At 46.3% G+C, this 24,194-nt stretch carries 16 protein-coding genes; 6 read left to right on the plus strand and 10 right to left on the minus strand.

The window, feature by feature from the left end; all coding sequences use genetic code 11:
- Positions 1-35: 35 nt before the first annotated feature.
- Together H9Q77_RS11165 and srtB are read right to left on the minus strand one after the other, a co-directional pair.
- On the minus strand, positions 36-2,099 hold the full coding sequence (locus tag H9Q77_RS11165; protein WP_249325572.1) for a collagen-binding domain-containing protein: 2,064 nt from the start codon (positions 2,097-2,099) through the stop codon (positions 36-38).
- Positions 2,100-2,275: 176 nt separating this feature from the next.
- Complete coding sequence (srtB, locus tag H9Q77_RS11170; protein WP_249325573.1) at positions 2,276-3,043, minus strand: class B sortase; 768 nt, start codon at positions 3,041-3,043, stop codon at positions 2,276-2,278.
- A gap of 136 nt (positions 3,044-3,179) precedes the next feature.
- Between srtB and H9Q77_RS11175 the strand changes: the two genes are divergently transcribed.
- The 3 genes from H9Q77_RS11175 to H9Q77_RS11185 all read left to right on the plus strand — a co-directional run bounded on the left by H9Q77_RS11175 (position 3,180) and on the right by H9Q77_RS11185 (position 8,708).
- Entirely contained in the window at positions 3,180-6,446 is a 3,267-nt protein-coding gene (locus H9Q77_RS11175; protein ID WP_249325574.1) for a phospholipid carrier-dependent glycosyltransferase, read from the plus strand.
- 20 nt (positions 6,447-6,466) lie between these two features.
- On the plus strand, positions 6,467-7,780 hold the full coding sequence (locus H9Q77_RS11180; protein WP_249325576.1) for a hypothetical protein: 1,314 nt from the start codon (positions 6,467-6,469) through the stop codon (positions 7,778-7,780).
- A gap of 763 nt (positions 7,781-8,543) precedes the next feature.
- Positions 8,544-8,708 (plus strand): hypothetical protein, encoded by a 165-nt coding sequence (locus H9Q77_RS11185; protein WP_015568559.1) that lies wholly within the window; start codon positions 8,544-8,546, stop codon positions 8,706-8,708.
- 220 nt (positions 8,709-8,928) lie between these two features.
- On the opposite strand, the gene H9Q77_RS11190 is transcribed toward H9Q77_RS11185, so the two are convergent.
- The 4 genes from H9Q77_RS11190 to H9Q77_RS11205 form a co-directional block, all read right to left on the minus strand.
- Positions 8,929-9,705, minus strand: coding sequence for an ATPase (locus H9Q77_RS11190; protein ID WP_118552319.1), 777 nt, complete (start codon positions 9,703-9,705; stop codon positions 8,929-8,931).
- 569 nt (positions 9,706-10,274) lie between these two features.
- A complete protein-coding gene (locus H9Q77_RS11195; protein ID WP_148447979.1) occupies positions 10,275-12,200 on the minus strand; it encodes an ABC transporter ATP-binding protein in 1,926 nt (641 codons plus the stop codon).
- Positions 12,200-13,954 carry an ABC transporter ATP-binding protein gene (locus H9Q77_RS11200; RefSeq protein ID WP_118546531.1) on the minus strand — a complete coding sequence of 585 codons (1,755 nt, stop codon included), beginning with the start codon at positions 13,952-13,954 and terminating at the stop codon, positions 12,200-12,202. The genes H9Q77_RS11195 and H9Q77_RS11200 overlap by 1 nt, the downstream gene beginning before the upstream one ends.
- Positions 13,951-14,487, minus strand: a complete 537-nt coding sequence (locus H9Q77_RS11205) for a MarR family winged helix-turn-helix transcriptional regulator (protein WP_118546530.1) — start codon at positions 14,485-14,487, stop codon at positions 13,951-13,953. The genes H9Q77_RS11200 and H9Q77_RS11205 overlap by 4 nt, the downstream gene beginning before the upstream one ends.
- 244 nt (positions 14,488-14,731) lie before the next feature.
- On the opposite strand from H9Q77_RS11205, the gene H9Q77_RS11210 reads away from it, so the two are divergent.
- Complete coding sequence (locus tag H9Q77_RS11210; protein ID WP_118546529.1) at positions 14,732-15,517, plus strand: ATPase; 786 nt, start codon at positions 14,732-14,734, stop codon at positions 15,515-15,517.
- Between the two features lie 463 nt (positions 15,518-15,980).
- Here H9Q77_RS11210 and H9Q77_RS11215 read toward each other — a convergent pair whose 3' ends face one another.
- Both H9Q77_RS11215 and H9Q77_RS11220 read right to left on the minus strand, forming a co-directional pair.
- Positions 15,981-17,042, minus strand: coding sequence for an iron-containing alcohol dehydrogenase family protein (locus tag H9Q77_RS11215; RefSeq protein ID WP_249325578.1), 1,062 nt, complete (start codon positions 17,040-17,042; stop codon positions 15,981-15,983).
- 193 nt (positions 17,043-17,235) lie between these two features.
- Entirely contained in the window at positions 17,236-17,745 is a 510-nt protein-coding gene (locus H9Q77_RS11220) for a SpoVA/SpoVAEb family sporulation membrane protein (protein ID WP_249325580.1), read from the minus strand.
- Positions 17,746-17,947: 202 nt separating this feature from the next.
- On the opposite strand from H9Q77_RS11220, the gene H9Q77_RS11225 reads away from it, so the two are divergent.
- Positions 17,948-20,071, plus strand: coding sequence for a clostripain-related cysteine peptidase (locus H9Q77_RS11225; RefSeq protein WP_249325581.1), 2,124 nt, complete (start codon positions 17,948-17,950; stop codon positions 20,069-20,071).
- 477 nt (positions 20,072-20,548) lie between these two features.
- On the opposite strand, the gene H9Q77_RS11230 is transcribed toward H9Q77_RS11225, so the two are convergent.
- Complete coding sequence (locus tag H9Q77_RS11230; RefSeq protein ID WP_118693026.1) at positions 20,549-22,081, minus strand: helicase HerA-like domain-containing protein; 1,533 nt, start codon at positions 22,079-22,081, stop codon at positions 20,549-20,551.
- A 127-nt stretch (positions 22,082-22,208) separates the two neighbouring features.
- On the opposite strand from H9Q77_RS11230, the gene H9Q77_RS11235 reads away from it, so the two are divergent.
- Entirely contained in the window at positions 22,209-22,976 is a 768-nt protein-coding gene (locus tag H9Q77_RS11235; protein WP_249325583.1) for a TraX family protein, read from the plus strand.
- Between the two features lie 84 nt (positions 22,977-23,060).
- On the opposite strand, the gene buk is transcribed toward H9Q77_RS11235, so the two are convergent.
- Positions 23,061-24,128: a butyrate kinase gene (gene buk / locus H9Q77_RS11240; RefSeq protein ID WP_118505623.1), complete on the minus strand. Its 1,068-nt coding sequence runs from the start codon at positions 24,126-24,128 to the stop codon at positions 23,061-23,063.
- Between the last annotated feature and the right edge of the window lie 66 nt (positions 24,129-24,194).

Genomic DNA, 24,194 nt, shown 5'->3' on the forward strand with positions numbered 1-24,194 from the left:
ATGAATTTTATGGTAAATATATGTCATTACTGTTCTTATTGCTTCTTCTTAAGGATAAGCCATGCTCCCAGGCCTGTCAAGGACAAGGCAAAACCAAGATTCCATGCATCGGAAGCGTCGCCGGTCTGCGGCCGTCTCGATGCTCCGAGGACTGCTCTGTCTGCCAAAGGTGTCGGATCATCCTCGATCGTCACCATTCTGTGGCGTCTCGCACCAAGTACCTGCGGTGCCTCGGGTGTTACAGGATCCGCAGGGGTACCGGGATCATCCGGGGTTGGCGTCGTATCCGGAGCGCCCGGAGTCGGAGTAGGTGTCGGGTTGTTGTCAGGAGTTGTCGACGGTGTTGCCGTAGGCGTTGCCGTTGGTGTTGCCGTAGGCGTTGCCGTTGGTGTTGCCGTAGGTGTTGCCGTTGGTGTTGCCGTAGGCGTTGCCGTAGGTGTTGCCGTAGGCGTTGCCGTTGGTGTTGCCGTAGGCGTTGCCGTTGGTGTTGCCGTAGGCGTTGCCGTTGGTGTTGCAGTTGGCGTTGCCGTAGGTGTTGCCGTAGGCGTTGCCGTTGGTGTTGCCGTAGGCGTTGCCGTTGGTGTTGCCGTAGGCGTTGCCGTTGGTGTTGCAGTTGGCGTTGCCGTTGGTGTTGCCGTAGGCGTTGCCGTAGGTGTTGCCGTAGGTGTTGCCGTTGGTGTTGCCGTAGGCGTTGCCGTTGGTGTTGCCGTAGGTGTTGCCGTAGGCGTTGCCGTTGGTGTTGCCGTAGGCGTTGACGTAGGCGTTGACGTAGGCGTTGCCGTTGGTGTTGCAGTTGGCGTTGCCGTTGGTGTTGACGTAGGCGTTGCCGTTGGTGTTGCCGTTGGTGTCACGGTCGGCGTAGGTGTCGGTGTCACGGTCGGCGTAGGTGTCGGTGTCACGGTCGGCGTAGGTGTCGGTGTCACGGTCGGCGTAGGTGTCGGTGTCACGGTCGGCGTAGGTGTCGGTGTCACGGTCGGCGTAGGCGTCGGTGTCACGGTCGGCGTAGGCGTCGGTGTCACGGTCGGCGTAGGCTCTTCACTGGGATGCCACTCATTTCCACTAAAGTGACACTCTGCTTGCGTTTGCAAATTTGCAGCTACAATTCTACCTGAATTATTTCCTGCTTCGAGAATCACCTTAGCACATGGTGCAAGAATCGTTCCTCTTGTAGTAGATAAAGTAATAGTTCCATCATATGTTCCAAAATTATACACTAACAAATTTGCATTATCTGCTTCCGGGTAATTATCAATGCCAGATGTGCTCTGTCCTACCAACTTAAAATTATTACCATCAGGTGTTATATTAAATACAACCGTTTTACCGTTTTCCACAGCTACTTTAGGTTCAAAATCCGAAATTCCATTTACGCGAAAAATATTCTGTCCATCATTCAAGGAAATCTCATTAGAACTCAATTCCGTTCCCATTGCATGCAAGTTTTCAGCATTTGTACGAATAGCTGTAAATGCTCCTGCCAGATCGAACTGACCTCTTTCAATTTTTCCAATCTGCTCAGTGGTTCCTACATAAACTCCATTTACAAACCATTGATTACCTCTTTGCTCAAAAGAAGCTGATTTTAGAATCAGATTAGAACATCTAATATTGGAGCCTGAACCTGTATATTCACCATCTACATAAATAGTACCTTTTCCTGTATAGCCAATGTTATTATAATATTTCAAACTGCCTGTGCAGATATTAGCTTCACTGTCACCGCTCTGCTCCGTAATTCCCTCTACAAAAATTCCATAGCCATTGGCAGCTCCTAAAACTCCAGCAATATCCACAGTCACCGCATTTACTGTCTCATTTGCTTCCGCACATAAATTCATTGTCAGCGGCATGATAAGACCTGCACCTGCTGCCTCTTCCGGTGTAACCATCGTCGTTGCTTCCGGTGTTACCTCCGGATCAGCTACTACATTTTCTTTCACAACAGCGTCACCACCGGATACAGACTCTTCCCCTACTACTGTAGCCGCTTCCTCTGCCTGTACCGTAAGTGTTCCGTTCCCTGCGACAGTTCCCACTACCAGCACTGCCACCAGAACCTTTACGATTTTTTCTTTTACATACTTACTAAGTCTACTCATCTGATTTCTCCCTTATATGAAACCCCATGTGTTACTCCCAACGCACTTAAACGTTTTCGTTCTTCTTTACATCTATTAAGACTATAGGTCTCATAAAAAAGGTTCAGATTTTTTATTAAATTTGTGATTTATTGCTTATTTTTGTTCTCTGGTTGTCCATTTGTGGTACCAATGTCCTAATAGGTGGCCGTTTCTGTCAGTACTCCATGGAGCAGTGCTCTCCGCTTCGTGCCTGCGGAACCATAGCAGGTAGACAGCGACACAATGTTCCCTCTGGCGCTTAAGTCCACATCCGATGCATACAGGGAATGCTCCGTCGCCCACTGCACGTAATCATCGTAGGAAGCATCCGAGGTAAAGGTTGCGAAGCGGTCGCTGGTGCTTCTGGTCTCGTAATAAGCAAAGATTTCATAAATATAGACCTTATCTTCCGTATAGATATAAAAATACGGATCCTCCTTACAGCTTACCGTCCCCTTCAACAGATTTTTAAAACTACCGAACATGCTCTCATCCCGCATATTATGTCCGAAGACGAAGGTGTTCCGGTCCGACCAGTCCGCCGAAGCCTCACAATCCATGAAAATACATCCGGCATTTACACTTTCTCCCTCAAAAGAATGCTTCAGATAATAATTGTTGTCCTCGCCCTGTACCACCGGATAGCTGATATCCAGCGCCGGAAAATAAAGCCATCCCCGGAAATCCGGATTGGTCTTCTTGAGATTTGCAAAATCAATCTGCAGATCTGGGTAGTTTTTCACCTGTACTTCTTCCGTCTCTTCCACCCGAGGGTCCTCCACCACTGCCTCCTGTCTTATGGCATCATATTCGTTTTTCGCCTTTTGCTCCGACAGATAGGAATACAGACTCATCCCTCCGGTGATCAGAACTGCCGCCGCCAGTATTGCTGTGATGATATTTTCCACTTTCTTATTCTTCATGTTTGTCCCCTTTTTGCATCTGTCTGAATTTACTAATGATTATAACTTATTTTTAAGTATTCGTCTTTACGAAAGACTCATTTTTTGATATTTTTAAGTTGTGATCATAAAAATATTGGGGGGGGAATTATATCTTATGATACATTTTTTTGCTATCCTTTCACTGCTTCTGTGCGGTGTCTGCTATACCGGTTTCCAAAAAGAGGAAGACAAATGTAAATTCCAAAACATTACCCGGTTCGTCTGGATCATTTTCGGGGCTGCCCTGCTGCTTCGTCTGATCCTTGCTTATACCACCCACGGTTTCGGCAATGATATTGCCTGTTTTGCTGCGTGGGCTGACCGGATCTTCACCGTAGGTCCCGGGGCATTCTATTCCGCGGAGACTTTTACCGATTATCCGCCTGGATTCATGTATGTCCTGTATCTCATCGGGGCGCTGCGTTCCCTGCTTGGGATTCCTTATTATTCCAGCCTGCATATCATGCTGTTAAAGCTGCCTGCTATTCTGTGCGACATGGCCTGCGGCTATCTGCTCTACAAAGAGGCGACAAAAAGACTGCATTTTTCCGAAATACAATCTGTATGTGTAGCTTGTGCTTACCTATTCCAGCCGGCAATCATCCTGAATTCTTCCTGCTGGGGGCAGGTGGATTCCGTTCACACCCTGGTGGTGATCCTGATGTGCCTGTTTCTTATGGACGGCAAAATGCTTCCGGCTTATGCGATCTACGGTATTGGAGTTCTGTTAAAGCCGCAGACACTGATCTTCACTCCCGTCCTTCTGGTCGGCATTTTGGATCATGTATTTTTGCAGGATTTTTCCTGGAGAAAATTTTCTTATAATCTGTGTGGCGGTCTGGCTGTGATCTGCGGCATGCTTCTGTTGTGCGTTCCCTTTGGTCTGGATGCCGCCACCTCGCAGTATACTTCCACGCTGGGTTCCTATGAATATGCGGCGGTTAATGCCTATAATTTCTGGGGGCTGTTAGGCATGAACTGGGTGGACCAGAACACGATCTTTCTGTTCCTTCCCTGCCGAACCTGGGGATCCATTGCCATTGTGCTGATCGTTCTTTTTACTTTTCTGATTGCCTTGCGTTGCCGAAAAGAACCTTCACGCTATTTTTGCCTCGGTGCTTTTATCATTCTGACTATGTTCCTGTTTTCTGTCAGAATGCACGAACGCTATATGTATCCGGGACTTGCACTGCTACTGTTCTGCTGTCTGTATAAACCCGCCGGCTCCCTGTGGAAATGTTATGCCGGTTTCGCCGCGCTGCATTTCTACAACACTGCCAACGTGCTGTACCATTACGATCCGCAGAACTATGACCGCAAGGCTCCCATAATTCTGCTGGTATCCGCAGGCATGTTATATTGTCTGTATGATTTCTACAAAATCATCTGGAAATATTATGTCCATGGAGAAGCGGTACCTGTTGCTGCCGGCACAAAAGGGCATGCCGGAGCAAACCGCAGTTCTTCTACAGTCTCCGGTGCCGGACTATGGCAGCTGTTCCGGGAACATTTTCTGTCTCCTTTAGAACCCACGCCTTCCGAAAAACGTCTGCGCTTCACGAGAGCAGACCTGTGTCTGTTGCTGGCAATCTGTGCTCTCTACAGCTTTTTTGCACTCTATGACCTGGGCGACCGCAAGGCTCCCGAGACAACCTACGATATGACACAGAATCAGGTCATTGAACTGGAATTTCCGGAAAATACAGCTCCCGTTACCCTGGCAAGTTACATCGCGCCCTGGCATCAGCGGCATTTTACGGCTGAAGTCCGTAGCTCAAAGGCCGAGGACTGGACGTATCTGGGCGAGATCATTCTGAATAATGTCTTCACCTGGCAGGATGTGTCTTTGGAAGATCTGACCCGGCAGGCAGGCGTAACCGACGCCCGCTGCCTGCGTCTCACACTGACCGATACGGATGCGTCTCTGATCGAGCTGGTCTTCACGGATGCGGACGGTGAAATCCTGCGCCCTGTGAATGCCTCTGCTTACGAGACTTTGTTCGATGAGAGCGATTGCTACCCGGAACGCTATTCTTTCCGTAACAGCATGTATTTCGATGAGATCTATCATGCCCGTACGGCTTATGAATTCCTCCACGGACTGCCCACTTATGAAAATACGCATCCGCCTTTGGGCAAAATTCTGATTTCTGTGGGTATCGCTATTTTCGGGATGAATCCCTTCGGCTGGCGGATCATGGGTACTTTATTTGGCATCGCCATGCTGCCCTTCCTCTATCTGTTAGGAAAGAAAATGACCGGCAATACCCCCGCAGCGGCTCTCGCCTGCTTCCTGTTTGCCTTTGATTTCATGCATTTTACACAGACCCGGATCGCCACTATTGATGTGTATATTACCTTTTTCGTGATCGCCATGTACTATTTTATGTACCGTTACTGCACCATGAGTTTCTATGACACGCCTTTGCATAAGACTTTTATTCCTCTAGGGCTGTGCGGTGTCTGCATGGGGCTTGGCATTGCCAGCAAATGGACCGGTGTCTATGCCGGATGTGGTCTGGCACTGCTGTTTTTCGCGCACTTGCTGCGGCGCTACCGGGAATACCTTTACGCCAAAGCACATCCCGGCAAAAGCACAAACGGTATCGATCATAAATACATAGTGAAGAATTTCCCTAACGATACGATCAAGACCATTGATTTCTGTCTGACCTTTTTCGTATTGATTCCGGCAGTGATCTATCTGCTGTCCTACCTGGCATTTGTGGACAATTCCCATCCGGGATTGTTTGACCGTATGCTGGCGAACCAGACTTCCATGTTCAATTACCACAGTGGCCTGGAGGCGACACATCCCTACTCTTCCTCCTGGTATGAGTGGCCGACCATGGTACGTCCGATCTGGTATTATTCGGGATATGTGACCGATGCAATCAAAGAGGGGATCAGCGCTTTCGGCAATCCTGCTGTATGGTGGATCGGTATTCCGGCATTTATTTACATCCTGTACCTGTTAATTCGCAATAATGCGTTTCTCTGTTCTCTGACAGGACACACAAAAACAGAGAGCTCCACAGATACTGCAATTACCCTGTCCCACAGAGAATATGCAACAGCTGCTTTTCTGGCAGTCGGCTACCTGGCACAGTACCTGCCCTGGTTCTTCGTCACCAGGATCACTTTCATCTACCACTATTTCCCCAGTGTTCCTTTTGTGGTGCTGATGATCGTGTACAACCTGATGCAGTTGAAGAAGCATATGTCTGACCGTACCTTCACCATCGTCTGCTGCGCTTACGCCGCGGTAACATTGGCCCTGTTCCTGCTGTTCTATCCGGTATTGTCCGGACAGCCGGTGGATGTGGATCTTGTTATAAAATACTTACGTTGGAAACCGACCTGGGTATTGATCTCTGGTTAAATGAAAGGCAAGAGACTATTATGACCATTCTTCTGAATACCATCTTCATTTTATTTATAGGAATATGGTTTGTTCGCTTTTTTGTTGAAATGGATGTTCCGGAAAAATACAGAGTTTCTCGATTTTTTCAAAATACAACAGACTATAAAGGAGAAGGTCTGACGAAAAAAGACGTTCTCCGGATTCTGTTTTTGGCTTTTCTGATCCGTGTACTGATATATTTTGCAAGTGTGCTTATCTATTTGGTGCAATCAGATTTTTTATCACATGCAGCTGCATTTTCCTGGAATGATTTTTTCAATCTGTGGAATAAATCTGATGCCCAGCATTATCTTGATCTCGCGGAAAAAGGATATGTCAATTGCACAGAAGTAACGGAATGGTCTGGCAGAGAAGAGCATCTATTTCTCGTCTTCTTCCCGTTATATCCCTGGTTCATCCGCTTCTTTCACTTTTTTGTGAACAGTTATGCGGTGGCTGCATTTGCTGTTTCCATCATTTCTTTTTGTGTGGGCTGTGTCTTTTTCTATGGTGCTGTAAAGGAGGAATACGGAGCTTCCATTGCCGAGAAATCATTGACTTTGTTATTGTTATACCCGTTTTCTTTTTTCTTCGGAGGAATCATGACAGAGAGCTTGTTTTTCTGTCTGATTTCTGCGGGTTTTTTCTATATCCGCAGGCATAAATGGCTGATTGTGGGGCTGATTGGGCTTTTAGCATCCCTCTGTCGTATTCAGGGTGTTATCCTTTTAGGCGTCGGTATAGTTGAATTTCTAATATCTTCTCAACTAATTCGGATGATTCAGGAGGGGCAGTTCAAGGGCTTTCTGAAATACTTTTTTACAGAGGCCGTCTGGCTGTTTCTGATTCCCATCGGGAACCTTGTGTACTTAGGGCTTAATTATCAGATCACCGGCAATGCTTTTCAGTTCACTGTTTATCAGAAGAATCACTGGTATCACACCACTACCTGGTTCACAAATTGTGTAGCGGAAATTATGCGTTATATTTCCGGTCAGGTCTCTGATACCACGCTTCTCATATGGTATCCTGAACTGATCCTGTTCGTTGTGGCTGCTGCACTGCTTCTCTATTCTCTCCGGACCCAGCCGCTGAAATACAGTGCCTATCTCCTGGTCTATACCCTGATCAATTACTCTGTCACATTTCTGATCAGTGGTGGGCGGTATATGCTGAATGCAATTCCTCTTTTTTTCTTTACCGCCGCATTACTTAATAAACACAAACTGTTGTATCAATTGCTGTGTTTTGCATCAGCTTTATTATATGGGATTTGCTTTACCGCTTTTCTCACGGGTGGTGCGATTTATTGATTTTGTCCCTATTTACATTTGTGTGTCTGATTTATCAACAGTATAATTATACATTTCACGAATTGCGTATGCAATTAGAAAATCAAGTAGTCCAAATTTAAATACAATACCATAAGGCTTTCCAGATAATCTGGGAAACAGTAGTAATGATTAGTGGCATTTCGTACCAGTATCAAAAGCCTTTGACCATATATTTACAGACCAAGAGCTTTACGAAGAATACAACCTTACTGATGAAGAAATAAATATCATAGAATCAGTCATCAAAGAACGAAAATAACAATACCAATACCCTTTGTCATGTGGTAAAATAAGGAAAAACCTATTATGAAACCTAAGTAAACGACATTGGATTTGCTGCTTACATCAATACCGACGTAAAGTGTGTTTATTGTAATCACCTTCTTTCGTTATGGATTAAAGTGTTCAATCGGCTTGGTAAAACCCATGATCATGGAGCATCGACACCCTCGCATATAAGAATCCAGCTTAAGATGGACAGATGCGAAACCACACTGTTAGATGGTTGTCCATGTACTTAAGCAAACAGCCAGCCGGTTTGAAGCTAACTTCCATGTCAGGGGAACAGACTTATTATGAAGCAACCATTACTGGTTCAACAGGGGAGAAAAGAACTATTACCTGATTGACACTAGGACAATTATATCATGGGCTTTACTAAGCCTATTGAACAATATTTATTTGGTAACTGAGATACATGTATTTATGTATCTGAAAGATATTATACGAGGGAGGATTGGACATGAAAATTTTGAAAAGTATTCTTAATTATATTCCATTAGCCACGTTTATCATATTTGTGGTTACTGATGGAATTATTTCTTTAACATCGGCATTAATTTTTGTTATTTCCACGATTGGTCTACTGATTAATTGGAAAAGAAAAAAACCAGCGATGAAGAATTAAGAAAATTCCAATTTATCAATTACAGGTGACATTGAAAGAGTCAGCCCATTCAAGGTGCTGGCTCTTTCAAAATTCCATTCTAATAAATTGCACGACAACTTATAAAAAAATATGCTCCACATTATGGAAAAATGTATATAAATGTATAAAAGTATCAAAATCGAATAATTATAAGGACTTATGCATCAGACACACTTTTGTAAAAAGGGAGTTGATTTTCTCACAGAAAATATTGCTGTATCATATTTTCTACGATGTTAGATTTTAGAGGAGCCTCTTCCGATTCATAGGTGGCCAGTAGTGTATCCGACAGCATAATTCCATTTATGTTATAGAGCTGCATTTTCCGAAAAGCAACCTGCGCATAATTTTCATTATCCATCATACCAAAGTGCTCCCAGTAATAGATTTGTCCTGTTACCGGGTGCCTTATGGTAAAATCCGGATAAATCACCCTTTTTCCAAGGTGCAATGCCTCTTCATAATGAAAAGGAATTTTGTTCACATGCAACATGGTTGCAATGATTGCCTCTGATTTGGAACGCACCTTCTGACCATTGAAAATAGGATGAATCAGTTGTTCCGGATATTTAGGGCATCTCTCATAATCCTGCTTTTCCCATTCAGCAATTTCTGTATTTACCGAAGTAAATACTTTTTTCAAAAGTTCTGCATATACCGCAGTCTCAAGCAGCTGTTCTTCTCCGGTTTGCTCTTTGTTACACAAGTCCAAATAACTTTGTATTGCTCGTTTTTCTTGGACTATATCCTGAAGCATTACTTCATAATATTTCTTTTCCGCCATAGAGACAGCGGTATTTTTTTGATTGCTGGGAATATAAATTTTCTCTCCATCACAAGATATATACCATTTCTTATGCTTACCGTTTTGAGAATAGATCAGTTTACCTGCCGGATATGTCTGCAGTCGTTCCAAAATGTTTTTTTCCCGTTGGTCCAGCACTTCTTTTTCTCTTAGCATCTGGTGATATAGCATGACTTCGCCTTTCTCTTATTTTATTGTGATTTGATCAGTTACTTTTTGTTGAAATTCTGCTGAAACCAGCTGGATTTTCACAAGAGTTGTAAATAGAGTTTCATGGTCAGATGAAATGTACTAATATTACATCATATTTCTATCTAAATGTAAACATTCATTTTTCATAGGCACAGCGTAAGCTCCTGGCGGCGTCTGTGCCCTCCTTGTTCCATTTCGTGGGCACATCATGAGCTTGCGACGGTGGCTGTGCCCTCCTTGCTCCATTTCGTGAGCACAGCATAGGCTTGCGACAGTGGCTGTGCCCTCCTTGTTCCATTTCGTGGGCACAGTGTGAGCTTGCCGCGGTGGCTGTGCCCTCCTGGTTCCATTTCATGGGCACAGCACAGGCTTGCGGCGGTGGCTGTGCCCTCCTGGTTCCATTTCATGGGCACAGCACAGGCTTGCTGCGGCGGCTGTGCCCACGTCCGGCTCCGGCAGACACAAACAGCACATATCCATAAAAAAACAGTGTCCGGATCACATCTTCCCTGATCCGGACACTGTTCTCTATAATCTTTTGAATTTCCTTACCCCTCGGCGATGGCATTACCGGTATACAACTGGTAATATCTGCCCTTCTGGGAGATGAGTTCATCATGGTTGCCGCGCTCGATGATGCGACCCTGTTCCAGGACCATGATGCAGTCACTGTTTTTGACAGTGGACAGTCTGTGGGCAATGACAAAGGTGGTTCTGCCCTTCATCAGCTTATCCATGCCGTCCTGTACGATTTTCTCAGTGCGGGTATCGATGGAGCTGGTAGCCTCATCCAGGATCAGTACCGGAGGATCCGCTACTGCGGCTCTGGCGATGGACAGAAGCTGTCTCTGTCCCTGGCTTAAGTTCGCACCGTCACCGGTGAGGACTGTGTTATAGCCATCCGGAAGCTGACGGATAAAGGTATCCGCATTTGCTAACTTCGCTGCGGCAATGACTTCGTCATCCGTAGCATCCAGCTTACCAAAACGGATATTTTCCATAACGGTAGCGGTGAACAGATGGGTATCCTGCAGTACGATACCTAAGGATTTTCTCAGATCCGCTTTCTTGATCTTGTTAATATTGATGCCGTCGTAACGGATCTTACCATCCTGAATATCATAAAAACGGTTGATCAGGTTCGTGATCGTGGTCTTACCGGCGCCGGTGGAGCCTACGAATGCGATCTTCTGACCGGGTTTTGCATACATCTCGATGTTATGCAGCACGATCTTGTCATCATTGTAGCCGAAGTCCACATCGTCAAATACTACTTCACCCTGTAACTCAATATAATCTACAGAACCATCCGCCTGATGCACATGCTTCCATGCCCACATACCGGTTCTCTCGGGACACTCTACGATCTTGCCGTCTACCTTTTTCGCACGTACCAGAGTTACATAGCCTTCGTCGGTCTCTACTTTTTCATCCAGCAGATCAAAAACCCTCTTAGCGCCTGCCTGTGCCATGACGATACTGTTCAACTGCTGACTGACCTGGCTGATGGGCATGTTGAAGCTCTTGTTAAAGGTTAAGAAGCTGGCCAGCTTACCTAAGGTCAATCCTGCAAAACCACCCAGTGCCATAGCACCGCCGACGATAGCACATACCACGTAGCTTAAGTTACCCAACTGTGCATTGATAGGTCCCATCAGGTTGGCAAACTTATTTGCATTATAAGCACTTTCGCACAACTCGTCGTTCAACTTTTTGAACTCTTCCAGGCTCTTGTCTTCGTGACAAAATACCTTGACTACCTTCTGACCTTCCATCATTTCTTCGATATAGCCATTCACGGTACCGATATTCTTCTGCTGCTTTACGAAATATTTTCCGCTCAGTCCCGCTACTTTACCGGTGACAAACATCATCAGTGCCACCATGATCAGACTGACTGCTGTCAGCGGGATACTCAGTACCAGCATACTTCCCAGCGTACCCACTACGGTAATAAAACTGGAAAATACCTGCGGTATACTCTGGCTGATCATCTGACGCAGAGTATCAATATCATTGGTGTAGATGGACATGATATCCCCGTGGGAATGGGTATCAAAATACTTGATCGGCAGCTTCTCCATGTGTTCAAACAGATCATCACGGAGACTCTTCAAGGTTCCCTGCGTTATCGTGACCATGATACGGTTGTAAGCATACGTAGCCGCTACACCCACCAGGTAAAAGCCTGCCACACGGACAATTTCCCGGAACAGATTGCCAAAGTCCGGAGTCTCCTGTCCGATCATGGGCAGGATGTAGTCATCGATCAGCCTCTGCATGAACAGAGTACCCTGAATGCTTGCCACAACGCTCAGTACGATACAGATCAACACAAAAATGAAGTGAATGGCATAGTTTTTGAAAATATATGCCATCAGTCGTTTAAATACTTTTCCCGGATTCTCAATACGTTTACCACCCTGCATTCTTCTGCCGGGTCCACGCATTCCGCCGCCCATAGGTCCTGGCATTATGACTCACCTCCATTCTCATCAAAGTCGCCGCCACCCGTCTGGGTCTGGGCTTCATATACTTCTTTATAAATGTTATTGGTACGAAGCAGTTCTTCGTGAGGTGCGAATGCATCGATCCTGCCGTTATCCATTACGATGATGCGGTCCGCGTCCTGAATACTGGAGATACGCTGAGCGATGATGATCTTCGTCGTACCGGGGATCTCCGTGGCAAATGCCTTGCGGATCTTCGCATCAGTAGCGGTATCCACGGCGCTGGTGGAATCATCCAGGATCAGTACCTTCGGCTTTTTCAGCAGTGCTCTGGCAATACACAGTCTCTGCTTCTGTCCGCCGGATACATTGCTTCCGCCCTGCTCAATATAAGTATTATATTTTCCAGGCATCTTTTCAATAAATTCATCGGCGCATGCCAGACGACAGGCACGGATACACTCCTCTTCGGTAGCGTTCTCGTCGCCCCAGCGGAGGTTCTCCAAGATCGTACCGGAGAACAGCACGTTTTTCTGCAATACCACAGATACCTCATTACGTAAGGTTTCCAGATCATAGTTTCTGACGTCCTTGCCACCGACATAAACGGTACCCTCATTGACATCATACAGACGGCTGATGAGGTTCACCAGACTGGTCTTGGAGCTTCCGGTACCACCCAGGATACCGATAGTCTCACCGGCTTTGATCTCGAAATTCAGGTCATCTAACACCGGCTTTTCACTCTGTTTATTATAACGGAAGGTTACATGATCAAAACGGATGCTGCCGTCCGTCACATCATAATCAGGCTGTTCGGGATTCGTGATGTCTGCCTTCTCTTCCAGTACTTCCGCAATACGTTTGGCACTGGCAGCACTCATGGTCATCATAACGAAGATCATGGCTAACATCATCAGATTCATCAGGATCGTCATACAATAGGTCAGCAGACTCATCAGTTCACCGGTGGTCATCTGACTGGCAACGATCATGTGCGCACCCAGCCAGCTGATGCCCAAAATACAGCCATATACGGTAAACTGCATGACGGGCCAGATGGTGACCATCGTACACTCTGCCTTTTTGAACATCTTGTAGATGTTGTAGCTGGCCTTGTGGAACTTGTCGATCTCGTAGTCCTCACGCACATAAGCCTTTACCACACGCTGCGCCGCTACGTTTTCCTGTACGCTGGCATTTAAGTCATCGTATTTTTTGAATACTTCACTAAAGTATTTCGATACTTTTTTCATAATAAAAATCATGATGATTCCCAAAAATACCACGGCTACCAGATAGATGCTTGCCACTTTCGCGTTGATCAGAAACGCCATCAACATGGCGCAGATCAGGCTGACCGGTGCACGGAAGCACATACGTAAGAGCATCTGGTAAGCGTTCTGGATATTGGTAACATCCGTAGTCATACGAGTGACCAGTCCTGCGGTGGAGAACTTATCAATGTTAGAGAAAGAGAAGGTCTGAATGTTCTCATACATGGCTTCTCTTAAGTTTCTGGCAAATCCGGTGGATGCTTTCGCACCGTATTTACCACCCATGACACCGGCGAACAATCCGACAATAGCTGCCAGGACCATATAACAACCGATGACAAAAATATGTTTCATATCTCCCGCCTGCACACCGTCATCAATGATCGATGCCATCAGGAGCGGAATCACCATTTCCATGGCTACTTCCAGGATCATGAATATGGGTGTGACAAGGGATGCACGCTTATATTCCTTGATCTGTCTGGCTAATGTTTTAATCATAGCTGATTTCCTTTCTGCTTATTTGTTTTCTCTGCGCACTTAACAGTCTCTGCGCAAATGCTCGTTCTTCCTTTGTCCATTCCGAGATTATCCATCATCTTATCTAAGATATTCAGAAATGTCTGCTTTTCTTCCTCTGTCAGCCCGGCTTCCAGTTCCCGATTGAAATTCAGGATCTGTTCCTCAATGACATGATGATGTTCGATTGCTTTTTCCGTCAGCAGAATTCTCTTCAATCTGCCGTCTTCCGTGGAAGCCACACGGACTACATAGCCCTTTTGCTCCATGCTCTGCAGCATTACCGTTGCGGTGGATCTCCGGATTCTGAATTCCTTCTCCACATCCTTCTGATACACATCGCCGTGTCTGCTCTTATGATACAGATAGCCTAAAAGCGGTCTCTGCATGCCGATAAGTTCACTGCCGTCCTGCTGGGCAAATATGGAGTCCATCTTCCTGCGGATCATATTGTTGGCGGCCTTCAGTTCGAATCCGATCTGACGAGTCGAAAGCACTTTTGCCTCCTCGTCCATTTTACCTCCTTTGATTTATAACAAAATAATGTTAGCAAGCTAACTATTTTTGTTAGCCAACTAACATTATATCGCAATACTTCTTCTTTGCAAGAAAAAAAGTATAAACTTTATATAAAATACAATCAGGCAAATTTTTGACCTTTACACGCTTGCATTTATCTGGTTTAATTTAATCATATTTTCTATTTGTTTCATTCTTTTTGCTATTTTCACATCATTCTATTTTCAAGGAGGTTCCCCTATGTTTCAACTTTTCACAGATCTTACAAAAAAATCCCCTGCAATCGATCAAAAAATCAATGAAATTCAGAATCAATTAAAATGTTTGCCCGAAGGGAAACTAACAATCGCGCATAACGGAAAAAACACCAAATGGTATCAGTCTGACGGTCAAAACAGAAAATATATTCCAAAATCCAATCGTACCTTGGCGGAGCAATTAGCCTTACGTAAATATTTATCTCTCGTGCTGGAAGAATTGCTTCAAGAAAAAACAGCGATTTCTTTTTATAACAGACATCGTTCCATCGAATCCAAAAGTGCCTTATTATTACAAGACTCTTCTCTCGGATACAGCGAATTACTGTCGCCTTATTTTCAAGTGCCGCCTTCTCATACTGCCTGGCTTCAGGAGAATTATGATCGCAGTTCCAGGAATCCGGAAAATCTCATCTACAAAACCGTAAACGGAATTCTTGTACGCTCAAAATCGGAGGCTTTGATTGCAATGTTACTCTATACAAATAAAATACCGTTTCGTTATGAATGCGCACTGACTCTCGGGGACATCAAATTTTATCCTGACTTTACCATCCTTCATCCCAAAACAGACCGGATATTTTATTGGGAACATTTCGGTTTGATGGATTCTCCCGGATACCGGCAAAACATTTTCTCCAAGCAACAAGTCTATGCAACACACGGTATCCTTCCCACTATTCAATTACTCACAACTTACGAGAGCCAGATGCATCCATTAAATACCGAATTAGTCGAAAAAATGATTCAATATTATTTCTTGCAATGATAGTCGGAAGCTTCTTATTTCCTCTCTTCTTTTTATTTGCAACTTGATTGCTTTTTATGAACCGAATTTTCATTTTTGTATTTTCATGTAATCCAAGAAACGCTGGATATCATAGTCACTTAATAACACATGGGTCTATACAAATATTTTCTTTCATTTTGTTCCACTTTTTTCCTTCTTTTGCTACCTATTTTACCACACATGGGTCTATACAGAAAAATTTCATTCCCAGATACTCATTTATCCAAAAATGAGTATCTCAGACGACAATTTTTCCATATAGACCCACGGTACTTGTTTTTCCACTTGATATTCGCTATTTTGAGTATCTCTGAGCAAATTTTTTTCGTATAGACCCACGGCTCTTGGTTTTTCACTTGATATTCACCATTTCAAGTATCACAGAGCAATCAGCACCGTATGAATATCACCCACGCCATCATTCGGATTTTCCAGCAAATTGTCAATCCTCCAGTACCCGATTCAGTACTTCATCCTCCAGCACCAGCTTTTTCGCGGCTTCGCGGTACTTTTCCTCATGGAGATAGGTATGGCGGTGCGGTTTGATGGAGGGTGCCATGTCGATGGCTTTGAGGAAATCGGATCTCTTCATATGTAAAGTTGCCACATAGTCCCAGAAGCCGGTATCCTGAAGCACTGTGCTGACACGGATATAGCGGTGATCCTGTACCTTTGCCATAATGTAGGTGGCAATGCCTACCTGGATACCATGTAACTGCGGTACTTCCAGAATCTTATCCAGTGCATGGGAGATCAGATGCTCACTGCCGCTGGTGGGAGCACTGCTGCCGGCGATCTCATTGGCAATACCGCTCATGGCCAGAGAATCCAGTAGTTCCTTCAGGAACAGCTCATCCTTGATGCTCTCGTAAGGGGTACGGACAAAGCTGTTCACCGCTTTCTTCGCAATCATGACCGCAAAATCATTCACTTCGCCGCAGCCTGCCCTCTCTTCAAAGATCCAGTCGTAGAGCGCTGTAATCTTGGAGATCATATCGCCGATGCCGGAGTAAATGAACTTCTCCGGAGCGGTACGGATCACCTGCGTATCCACGATGATACCATATGCCAGTCTCGCAGGAACAGATGTCCTCTTCCCCTGTACCAAAAGAGAGGCACTGGCACTGGAAAATCCGTCACTGGAGCTGGAAGTCGGCACACTGATAAAAGGAAGATTCCGCAGAAAAGCCGCATATTTTCCGGCATCGATGACCTTACCTCCGCCGATGGAGATCACAGCCTTTGCCTTATTGGGAATGGCAAAAGCCAGCGTAATAATATCATCAATATCTACTGTGTCCAGTTCATTATATTCCAGGACATTCACGTCTGCTTCCTTCAGGGAATTCATCACCAGTTCCCCAAACATGTCAATCAGTCCGTTGCCGAAAAATAACACGACCTGGTCCAGATTCTCCGCCTTTAAATAACCGCCGATTTTTCCTAATGCGCCGTTTCCGATCTTCAAAATGGACGGAATCGCCATCTCTTTTCCTATCTGCATGGTAACCTCTCCTTATGAATGATGTATTTATATCCTTTCACATAGAAACATTGACTTACTGATAACTGCTTTTTTAATATAACATTGCAATCTCAGATTGTAAATACAATGTCAGGGACATGCACCACCGGGCGCACTTACAAAAAAGCAGACATTTCCACAATAGAAATGACTGCTTCTATTTCTTTCTCTCTCAGCCGGCACTGATTCCAAACATCTGCAACACCCAAAGGATCAGCCCCAACACCCAGCTGGCAAAGATTCCATACAGGATCACCGGCCCCGCAATGGTAAATATCTTGCAGCCGATGCCGAATACCTGACCTTCCTTTTGGTATTCCACCGCCGGAGCCGTCACGGAATTGGCGAATCCGGTGATCGGCACCAATGCACCGGCGCCTCCCCATTTTGCAATCTTGGGGTAAATATGAAACGCCGTGAGTACTACAGACAAAAATACCAGAAGCAGGGAACACCAGCTTCCGGAAGTCTGCGGATCCATCCCCAGCACATTTCCGGTATAATTCAGAATTCCCTGTCCGATACAACAGATGATTCCTCCGGTCAGAAATGCTTTCCCCATCTGCGTCCACAGATTGTGTGTCGGTGTGACCGACTTTACATACTGTTGGTATTCCTGTTTCTGCTGCGCATCCGGCTGTATCGAATCTGCCGGCATATGAGGAATTTCCTTCTGTTCCATATCCATCCTCCTATCCTTGCTCTGTCGGAACAATTACTTGGTTTCTATAATCACAGAATGCCCGGATCATTTCATTTTTATGCTGTTTTTTTGAAAAAGTCTTCCTTAGTATTTTTTTCGGCTGTAAGAGATTACAGTGTTTGACGGTTCTCTTTTTTCATGTAATAATAAATTTTGTAAGTTCAATTATGAGGAGGTTCTTATGAAGGAAAAAACAAAGAGAAAGCTACGGACTTTTGTGTGTCTGCTGATGATCCCCGTCTTTTTGACAGGATGCCGGATCAAGACGACGCCACTCGGTGTCTTCGCCCAGATTCTGGAATACGCCAGTGCTTCCGGAAGCAGCTCGTCACAATCGTCTCACCACGGCACTTATCATTCGGAACCGGCTTCCACACCACAGCCGCAGATAGATTATGATTCTCTCGGAGACATTGGCACCGTGCAGACGATCATGATCTACATGGTAGGATCCGATCTGGAATCCTCTTACGGAAATGCCAGTCTGGATATGGACGAAATGGAAGCGGCCGGCGTCGATACCGCTCATAATAATGTCATTGTATATGCCGGAGGTGCTTCGCAATGGCAGGATCGCGGTCTGGATGGCGATGCCTGTACCACACTGCTCCTGACCGAAGACGGTTTTGCTCCGCTGGATACTTATCCTGCGGAAAATATGGGAGATCCCCTGACTTTAAGCAGCTTTATGAATTACTGCTTTGACTTTTTCCCCGCAGATTCCTACAGTCTGCTTCTGTGGGATCACGGCGGCGGACCCGTACTGGGATATGGTGTGGATGAAAATTACAGAGATCTGCTGACTTTGGACGAACTGTCCGAAGCACTTGCAGATTCTGTGGGAGCCCACATGACGAAATTAGAATGGATCGGCTTCGACGCCTGCCTTATGAGTTCTCTGGAAGTGGCTTCCGTGCTGGCTCCCTATGCAGATTATATGATTGCATCCCAGGAGACCGAACCCGGCTGGGGATGGAATTACGCTTTTCTCTCCGTCCTGTCGGACAGAGCGATTCCCGGAGACGAGATGGGTGAATACATTGTAGATTCTTATATGGATTACGGTGAATATGTCTTTGACTATTATCCGAATCTGTATTCCGATCTGACGCTGTCATGTATTGACCTGAACGCTTACGCAGAAGCGGAAGACGCTCTGAATACCTATTTTGCGGAACTGGATACCTCTCTGGATGTGCAAAACTATCCGAAACTGGTTCGTAATCGTGCCAAAGTCAGAGACTTCGGAAGCTATTCCTCCGATATGAATTACGGCATGGTCGATGTACTACATATGCTGGAACTGTTGGGAGATAATTCGGACACTGCCAAAGCTGCCATCCGGGCAGTGGAAAGCTGTATTGCATATTCCGATACCAATATGGAAAATGCCGGTGGTATCTCTATCTGTTATCCTTATCAGACAGACGAAGACTACCGGGATGCCTGTATTGAAATGCAGGAGTATCTTGGATTTGCTCCGAATTACACCCGTTTTTTACAGGATTTCTATGCAATTCAAAACGGTGATACCCTGTTGGCAGATCGTGAGATTTCCAATGCGCACACTTCTGTCACCACAGAAAACGACGGCACCTATGATGAAAGCGACATCACGCTGCAGCTCACTCCCGAACAGCAGGCTAATTTTGCTTCCGGTGGCTATTACATTCTCTGCAAGGCCAAAGAAGAAGGTTACATTACTTCCGAAGAAGATCCCAGAGCTGATGAGATGTATCTGTTCATTCAGGGAAGCAAACGCGTAACACTGGATGAAAATGGGGTACTGCATGCGGCATATAAAAACAATGCGCTGTATATGGAGGATGATGATGGGGTATCCGATATTCCTATGATCCTGACGGAATCGGATATCAGTGACGTGGAGAATCGTTATCTGTCATTTGTAGTACTGATGAATTTCGATAATTGGGAATCCCAGGCTGCGAAGCTGCAGATTGTGGTAAATGAAGATTATCCGGATGGTATCATCCGAAATGCGATTCCTTTAAGCGATGACGACGATGTGCAAAGCGCCAGCAAGCAGCTGATCCGTCTGGATGATTATGCGAATATGTCCGTGGCAGCACGTTGTAGTTACGTGACACGGGATGAGAATGGGGATCTGTTGGATTTCTTTGACTGGGAGACATCGAAATGGATGATGGGGTTTGAGGTGGATCTGACCTCCGACTATCGGACCGTGGTACAGCCACTGGATCATCCGGAGAATTACGTGTGCATCTTCTTCATGAAGGATTCCCAGGGGAATGTGTCTTACTCGGAGATGATTCCATTGAGGTAAATTGAGAGTTAGTGAAATAATCCCGTAGCCCTTGGCAGGGTATAAGAAACGCGGCACGCTCGCGCTCTGTCGCAGAGCGTAGCGGTACATAAGCGGTCACAATACGACCGCTAAGTACCGACGTCTGCTTACGGCACTGCTTATTCTTATACCCAGCCAGGGCTACTGGTTTTTGAAAGCTTTCCAAAACGCAGAACTCCCGGAGTATGAGGTGCCATGTCGAAGATGTTTGTCGGAGGATGTTGATATTTTCTAGAAAAGTGCTGAAAGACAGGGGGAAAGCGGACACGATGTCCGCGTCAGCCGATTGTCGACATGGATGTCGACTGTAGGCGGCCCCGTCATGACGAGAACCACTCATCACTTTTCGTAGAAAATTCACATCCGGAGACCTTACATCGAGACATGTGTATCGCATGCTCCGGGAGTTCGTGGATTTTGCCAATGTATTCAACTAACTCTCAAGTTATCAATCTATTATTTTCCAAACAGCGTGCTCAGAATGCCTCTCTTGATGACCTGGGCACCGGTGTTGATGAGCTGACGCTCGATCTGGGCCTGTCTGCGTTCCGCTGCTTTTTCCTTCTTTTTCTGAGCGGCTTCCCATTCCTTCTGTTTCTGCTTCACAGCAGATTCCTGAAGCTTTGCCTGCTGCTTCGCCAAAGCTTCCTTGTCCTTCTCCAGCTGGGCGCGCTCTGCGGCAAGCTGTTGTGCTTTTGCTTCGTGTTCTATAGTGTCTGTCAGCACTTCGTAGGCAGAAATATTGTCCACTGCTTCATCGTAGCGTCCCATGCCGTCCCGCGCCATCAGGTTCCGGCGCTCCGTCTCGTCCACCGGTCCCATAAAACTCTGAGGGCAGATGATGGAGGTACGCTGGGCAATGCCGGGCACGCCGTTCTCATCCAGGAAGGATGTCAGTGCTTCTCCCACACCTAACTCCATGATCACTTCCTCTGCCTTAAACGCCGGATTGGCCCGCAGAGACTGTGCTGCCGCCCGGACAGCCTTCTGCTCCGCCGGAGTATACGCCCGGAGTGCATGCTGTACCCGGTTGCTTAACTGTGCCAGTACGGAATCGGGGATATCACTGGGACTCTGGGTCACGAAATAGATGCCCACACCCTTGGAACGGATCAGCTTTACCACCTGCTCGATCTTCTGTACCAGTACTTTCGGTGCATCGGCGAACAGCAGATGTGCCTCATCGAAGAAAAATACAAGCTTCGGCTTTTCCAGATCCCCCGCCTCGGGAAGCTTTTCGAACAGTTCCGACATCATCCATAACAGGAAGCTGGCATATAACGTAGGATTCTGCACCAGTTTTACACAATTCAGCACATTGACGATACCCTTGCCGTACACATCCGTACGCATCCAGTCATAAATATCCAGATCCGGTTCTCCGAAAAAGAGGTCTCCGCCCTGATTCTCCAGAGGCAGTAACGCCCGCAGAATACCGCCCACGGACTGCTTGGAGATACTTCCGTAGGTGGTCAGATAGTCATCCTTGTGTTCTGCCACATAATTCAGCAGAATACGCAGATCCTTTAAGTCGATCAATAAAAGTCCCTTGTCATCCGCGATCCGGAAGACAATATTTAGTACTCCTTCCTGAGCGGCGGTGAGCCCCAGGATGCGGGATAACAGCTCCGGTCCCATATCGGAGATGGTGGCTCTCACAGGATGTCCGCCCTCCTGATAGATATCCCAAAAGCAGACCGGATAAGCCTTATAGGAAAAGCTGTCACGGATACCGAATTTATCGATTCTTTTGTCCATGGATTCCGAAGCCACACCCGCCGTGGCAATGCCGGAGACATCTCCCTTGACATCACATAAAAATACCGGAACTCCCGCGTCCGAAAAGGATTCCGCCATAGCTTTCATAGTAATAGTCTTGCCGGTGCCGCTGGCTCCCGCGATCAGTCCATGGCGGTTGCTCATATTCAGCTGCATATTCACACGCTGGCCATCTGCCAGGCCCATATAGATCTGTCCGTCTGTATACATTGTTTCATTCCTGTCCTTTCCTGTTTATGGATTTATATGACGAATTATGATCATCTTTACTATAGCGCATAAACAAGATATAATGCAACTATATCCTTCCGTAAGGAATTTTGAAAGGAGTTTTATTTTGCAAAACAAAGGATCCCATTGTTCTATTTTCCCACCAGATCTCAGTGCTCTGACGCTGCATATCCTCGCTATGGCGTTCATGTTCTGTGATCACCTGTGGGCTACCCTCGCCGGAGATGCCTGGTGGCTGACCGGCATCGGCAGACTGGCATTTCCCATGTTTGCCTTTTTCCTGGTGGAAGGCTTCTTCCATACCCATGATAAGAAAAAATATTGCATGCGCCTGCTTCTTCTGGCCATTCTGTCTGAGCTTCCCATCAATCTGATGTACAGCGGGCTGTTATTCTACCCATTTCATCAGAACGTGATCTGGACACTGCTCACAGGCTTCCTGTGTATCTGGGCAATGGATACCCTACGGAAAAAATGGCCGGTCTGGCTGTGGATTCCGTCGATCCTGCTGCTATCTGCAGTGGGCTACGTGCTGGCAACCCTCCTCATGTTCGACTATTACGGGGAAGGCGTTCTGACTGTTATCGTATTCTATCTCTTCCATGGGAAAAAATGGTGGCAGCTTGCCGGACAGTTTGCCGGACTCTACTGGATCAATGTCATGCTGTTGGCAGGAATGCAGATTCCATTACAGCTCTTCGGTCATGCCTTTGAGATTTCAGAGCAGGGCTTGGCGCTGTTGTGTCTGCCGCTTCTGTGGTGCTACCATGGACGCCAGGGCGCGCATAACCGCAAGATCCAGCTTGCCTGCTATGCCTTTTATCCGGTGCACATGCTGGTACTGGGGATTCTGTCAAAGCTGATTTTTAGTTAAACATGGCGCTGACAGAAAGCCTATTCCCCAAAGCAAAAACCTCCCGATGGAATCACATTCCACCGGGAGGTTTTTTGAATCCTATTAGTACTGTTTTACCTGTTCTTCACCGTTCATGACACGCAGAGCCCCCTGAGCCAGAGCTAACAGCTCGTCCTCACCGGGATATACGGTCACAGGAGCGATCCAGCCGCATCTCTCTTTCAGCTTAGCCACTACGTCCTCACCATAAGCAATACCTCCGGTGATAACGATCTGGTCTACCTTGCCGTTCAGCACACAGGCCATAGCGCCAATGTCTTTGGCTACCTGTAACAGGAATGCCTGCTTTACCTCCGCTGCCTTGGCATCGCCTTCATTGGCACGCTTAGTCACCTCTCGCATATCGTTGGTACCCAGATAAGAATTCAGACCGCCCTTACCGATCAGCTTTGCACTGATCTCCTTCTCGGTATATTTTCCGGAGAAGCACATTTTTACCAGTGCTGCACAGGGCACACCGCCTGCACGCTCCGGAGAGAATGCACCGTCGCCGTCGAATGCGCTGAATACATCTACGACCTTGCCATCCTCATGCGCGCCTACGGATACGCCGCCGCCCATGTGCACGACTACCAGACGTAAGGACTCATAAGGCTTGCCGGCCTCTTTTGCATATCTCTTGGCAACTGCCTTCTGGTTCAGGGCATGGAAGATACTTCCTCTGGGGATCTCTTCCAGACCGGAATATCTCGCAATAGGCATCAGCTCATCTACTACAACGGGGTCTACGATGTAAGAGGGAACGCCGATCTCATCACCGATCTCTCTTGCCAGAATACCGCCTAAGTTAGAAGCATGCTGACCCTGTACACCTACTTTTAAATCCTCCAGCAGATCATCGGTTACCGCATAGGTACCACTGGGGATGGGCTTTAACAGACCGCCACGTCCTACGATCACGTTGAAGCTCTTCAGATCGCAGTTTTTCTCTGCCAGCAGATCAGTAATGATCTTCTTACGGAAATCCTTCTGTTCGAAAATAGTATCGTATTTGGAGATCTCCTCGGTAGAATGTCTCAAAGTTTCTTCAAATAATAAGTTCTCATCCTCAAATACACCGATCTTGGTGGAGGTGGAACCGGGGTTGATGATCAGACTCTTGATTGCCATTGTGTGTTTCCTCCTATATTCACTCTTATATTCACTCTTATGCTTTGCCGCTTTGTCCACTACAGC

The organism is Simiaoa sunii (assembly GCF_014337175.1).
Classification (GTDB): Bacteria; Bacillota; Clostridia; order Lachnospirales; family Lachnospiraceae; genus Acetatifactor; species Acetatifactor intestinalis.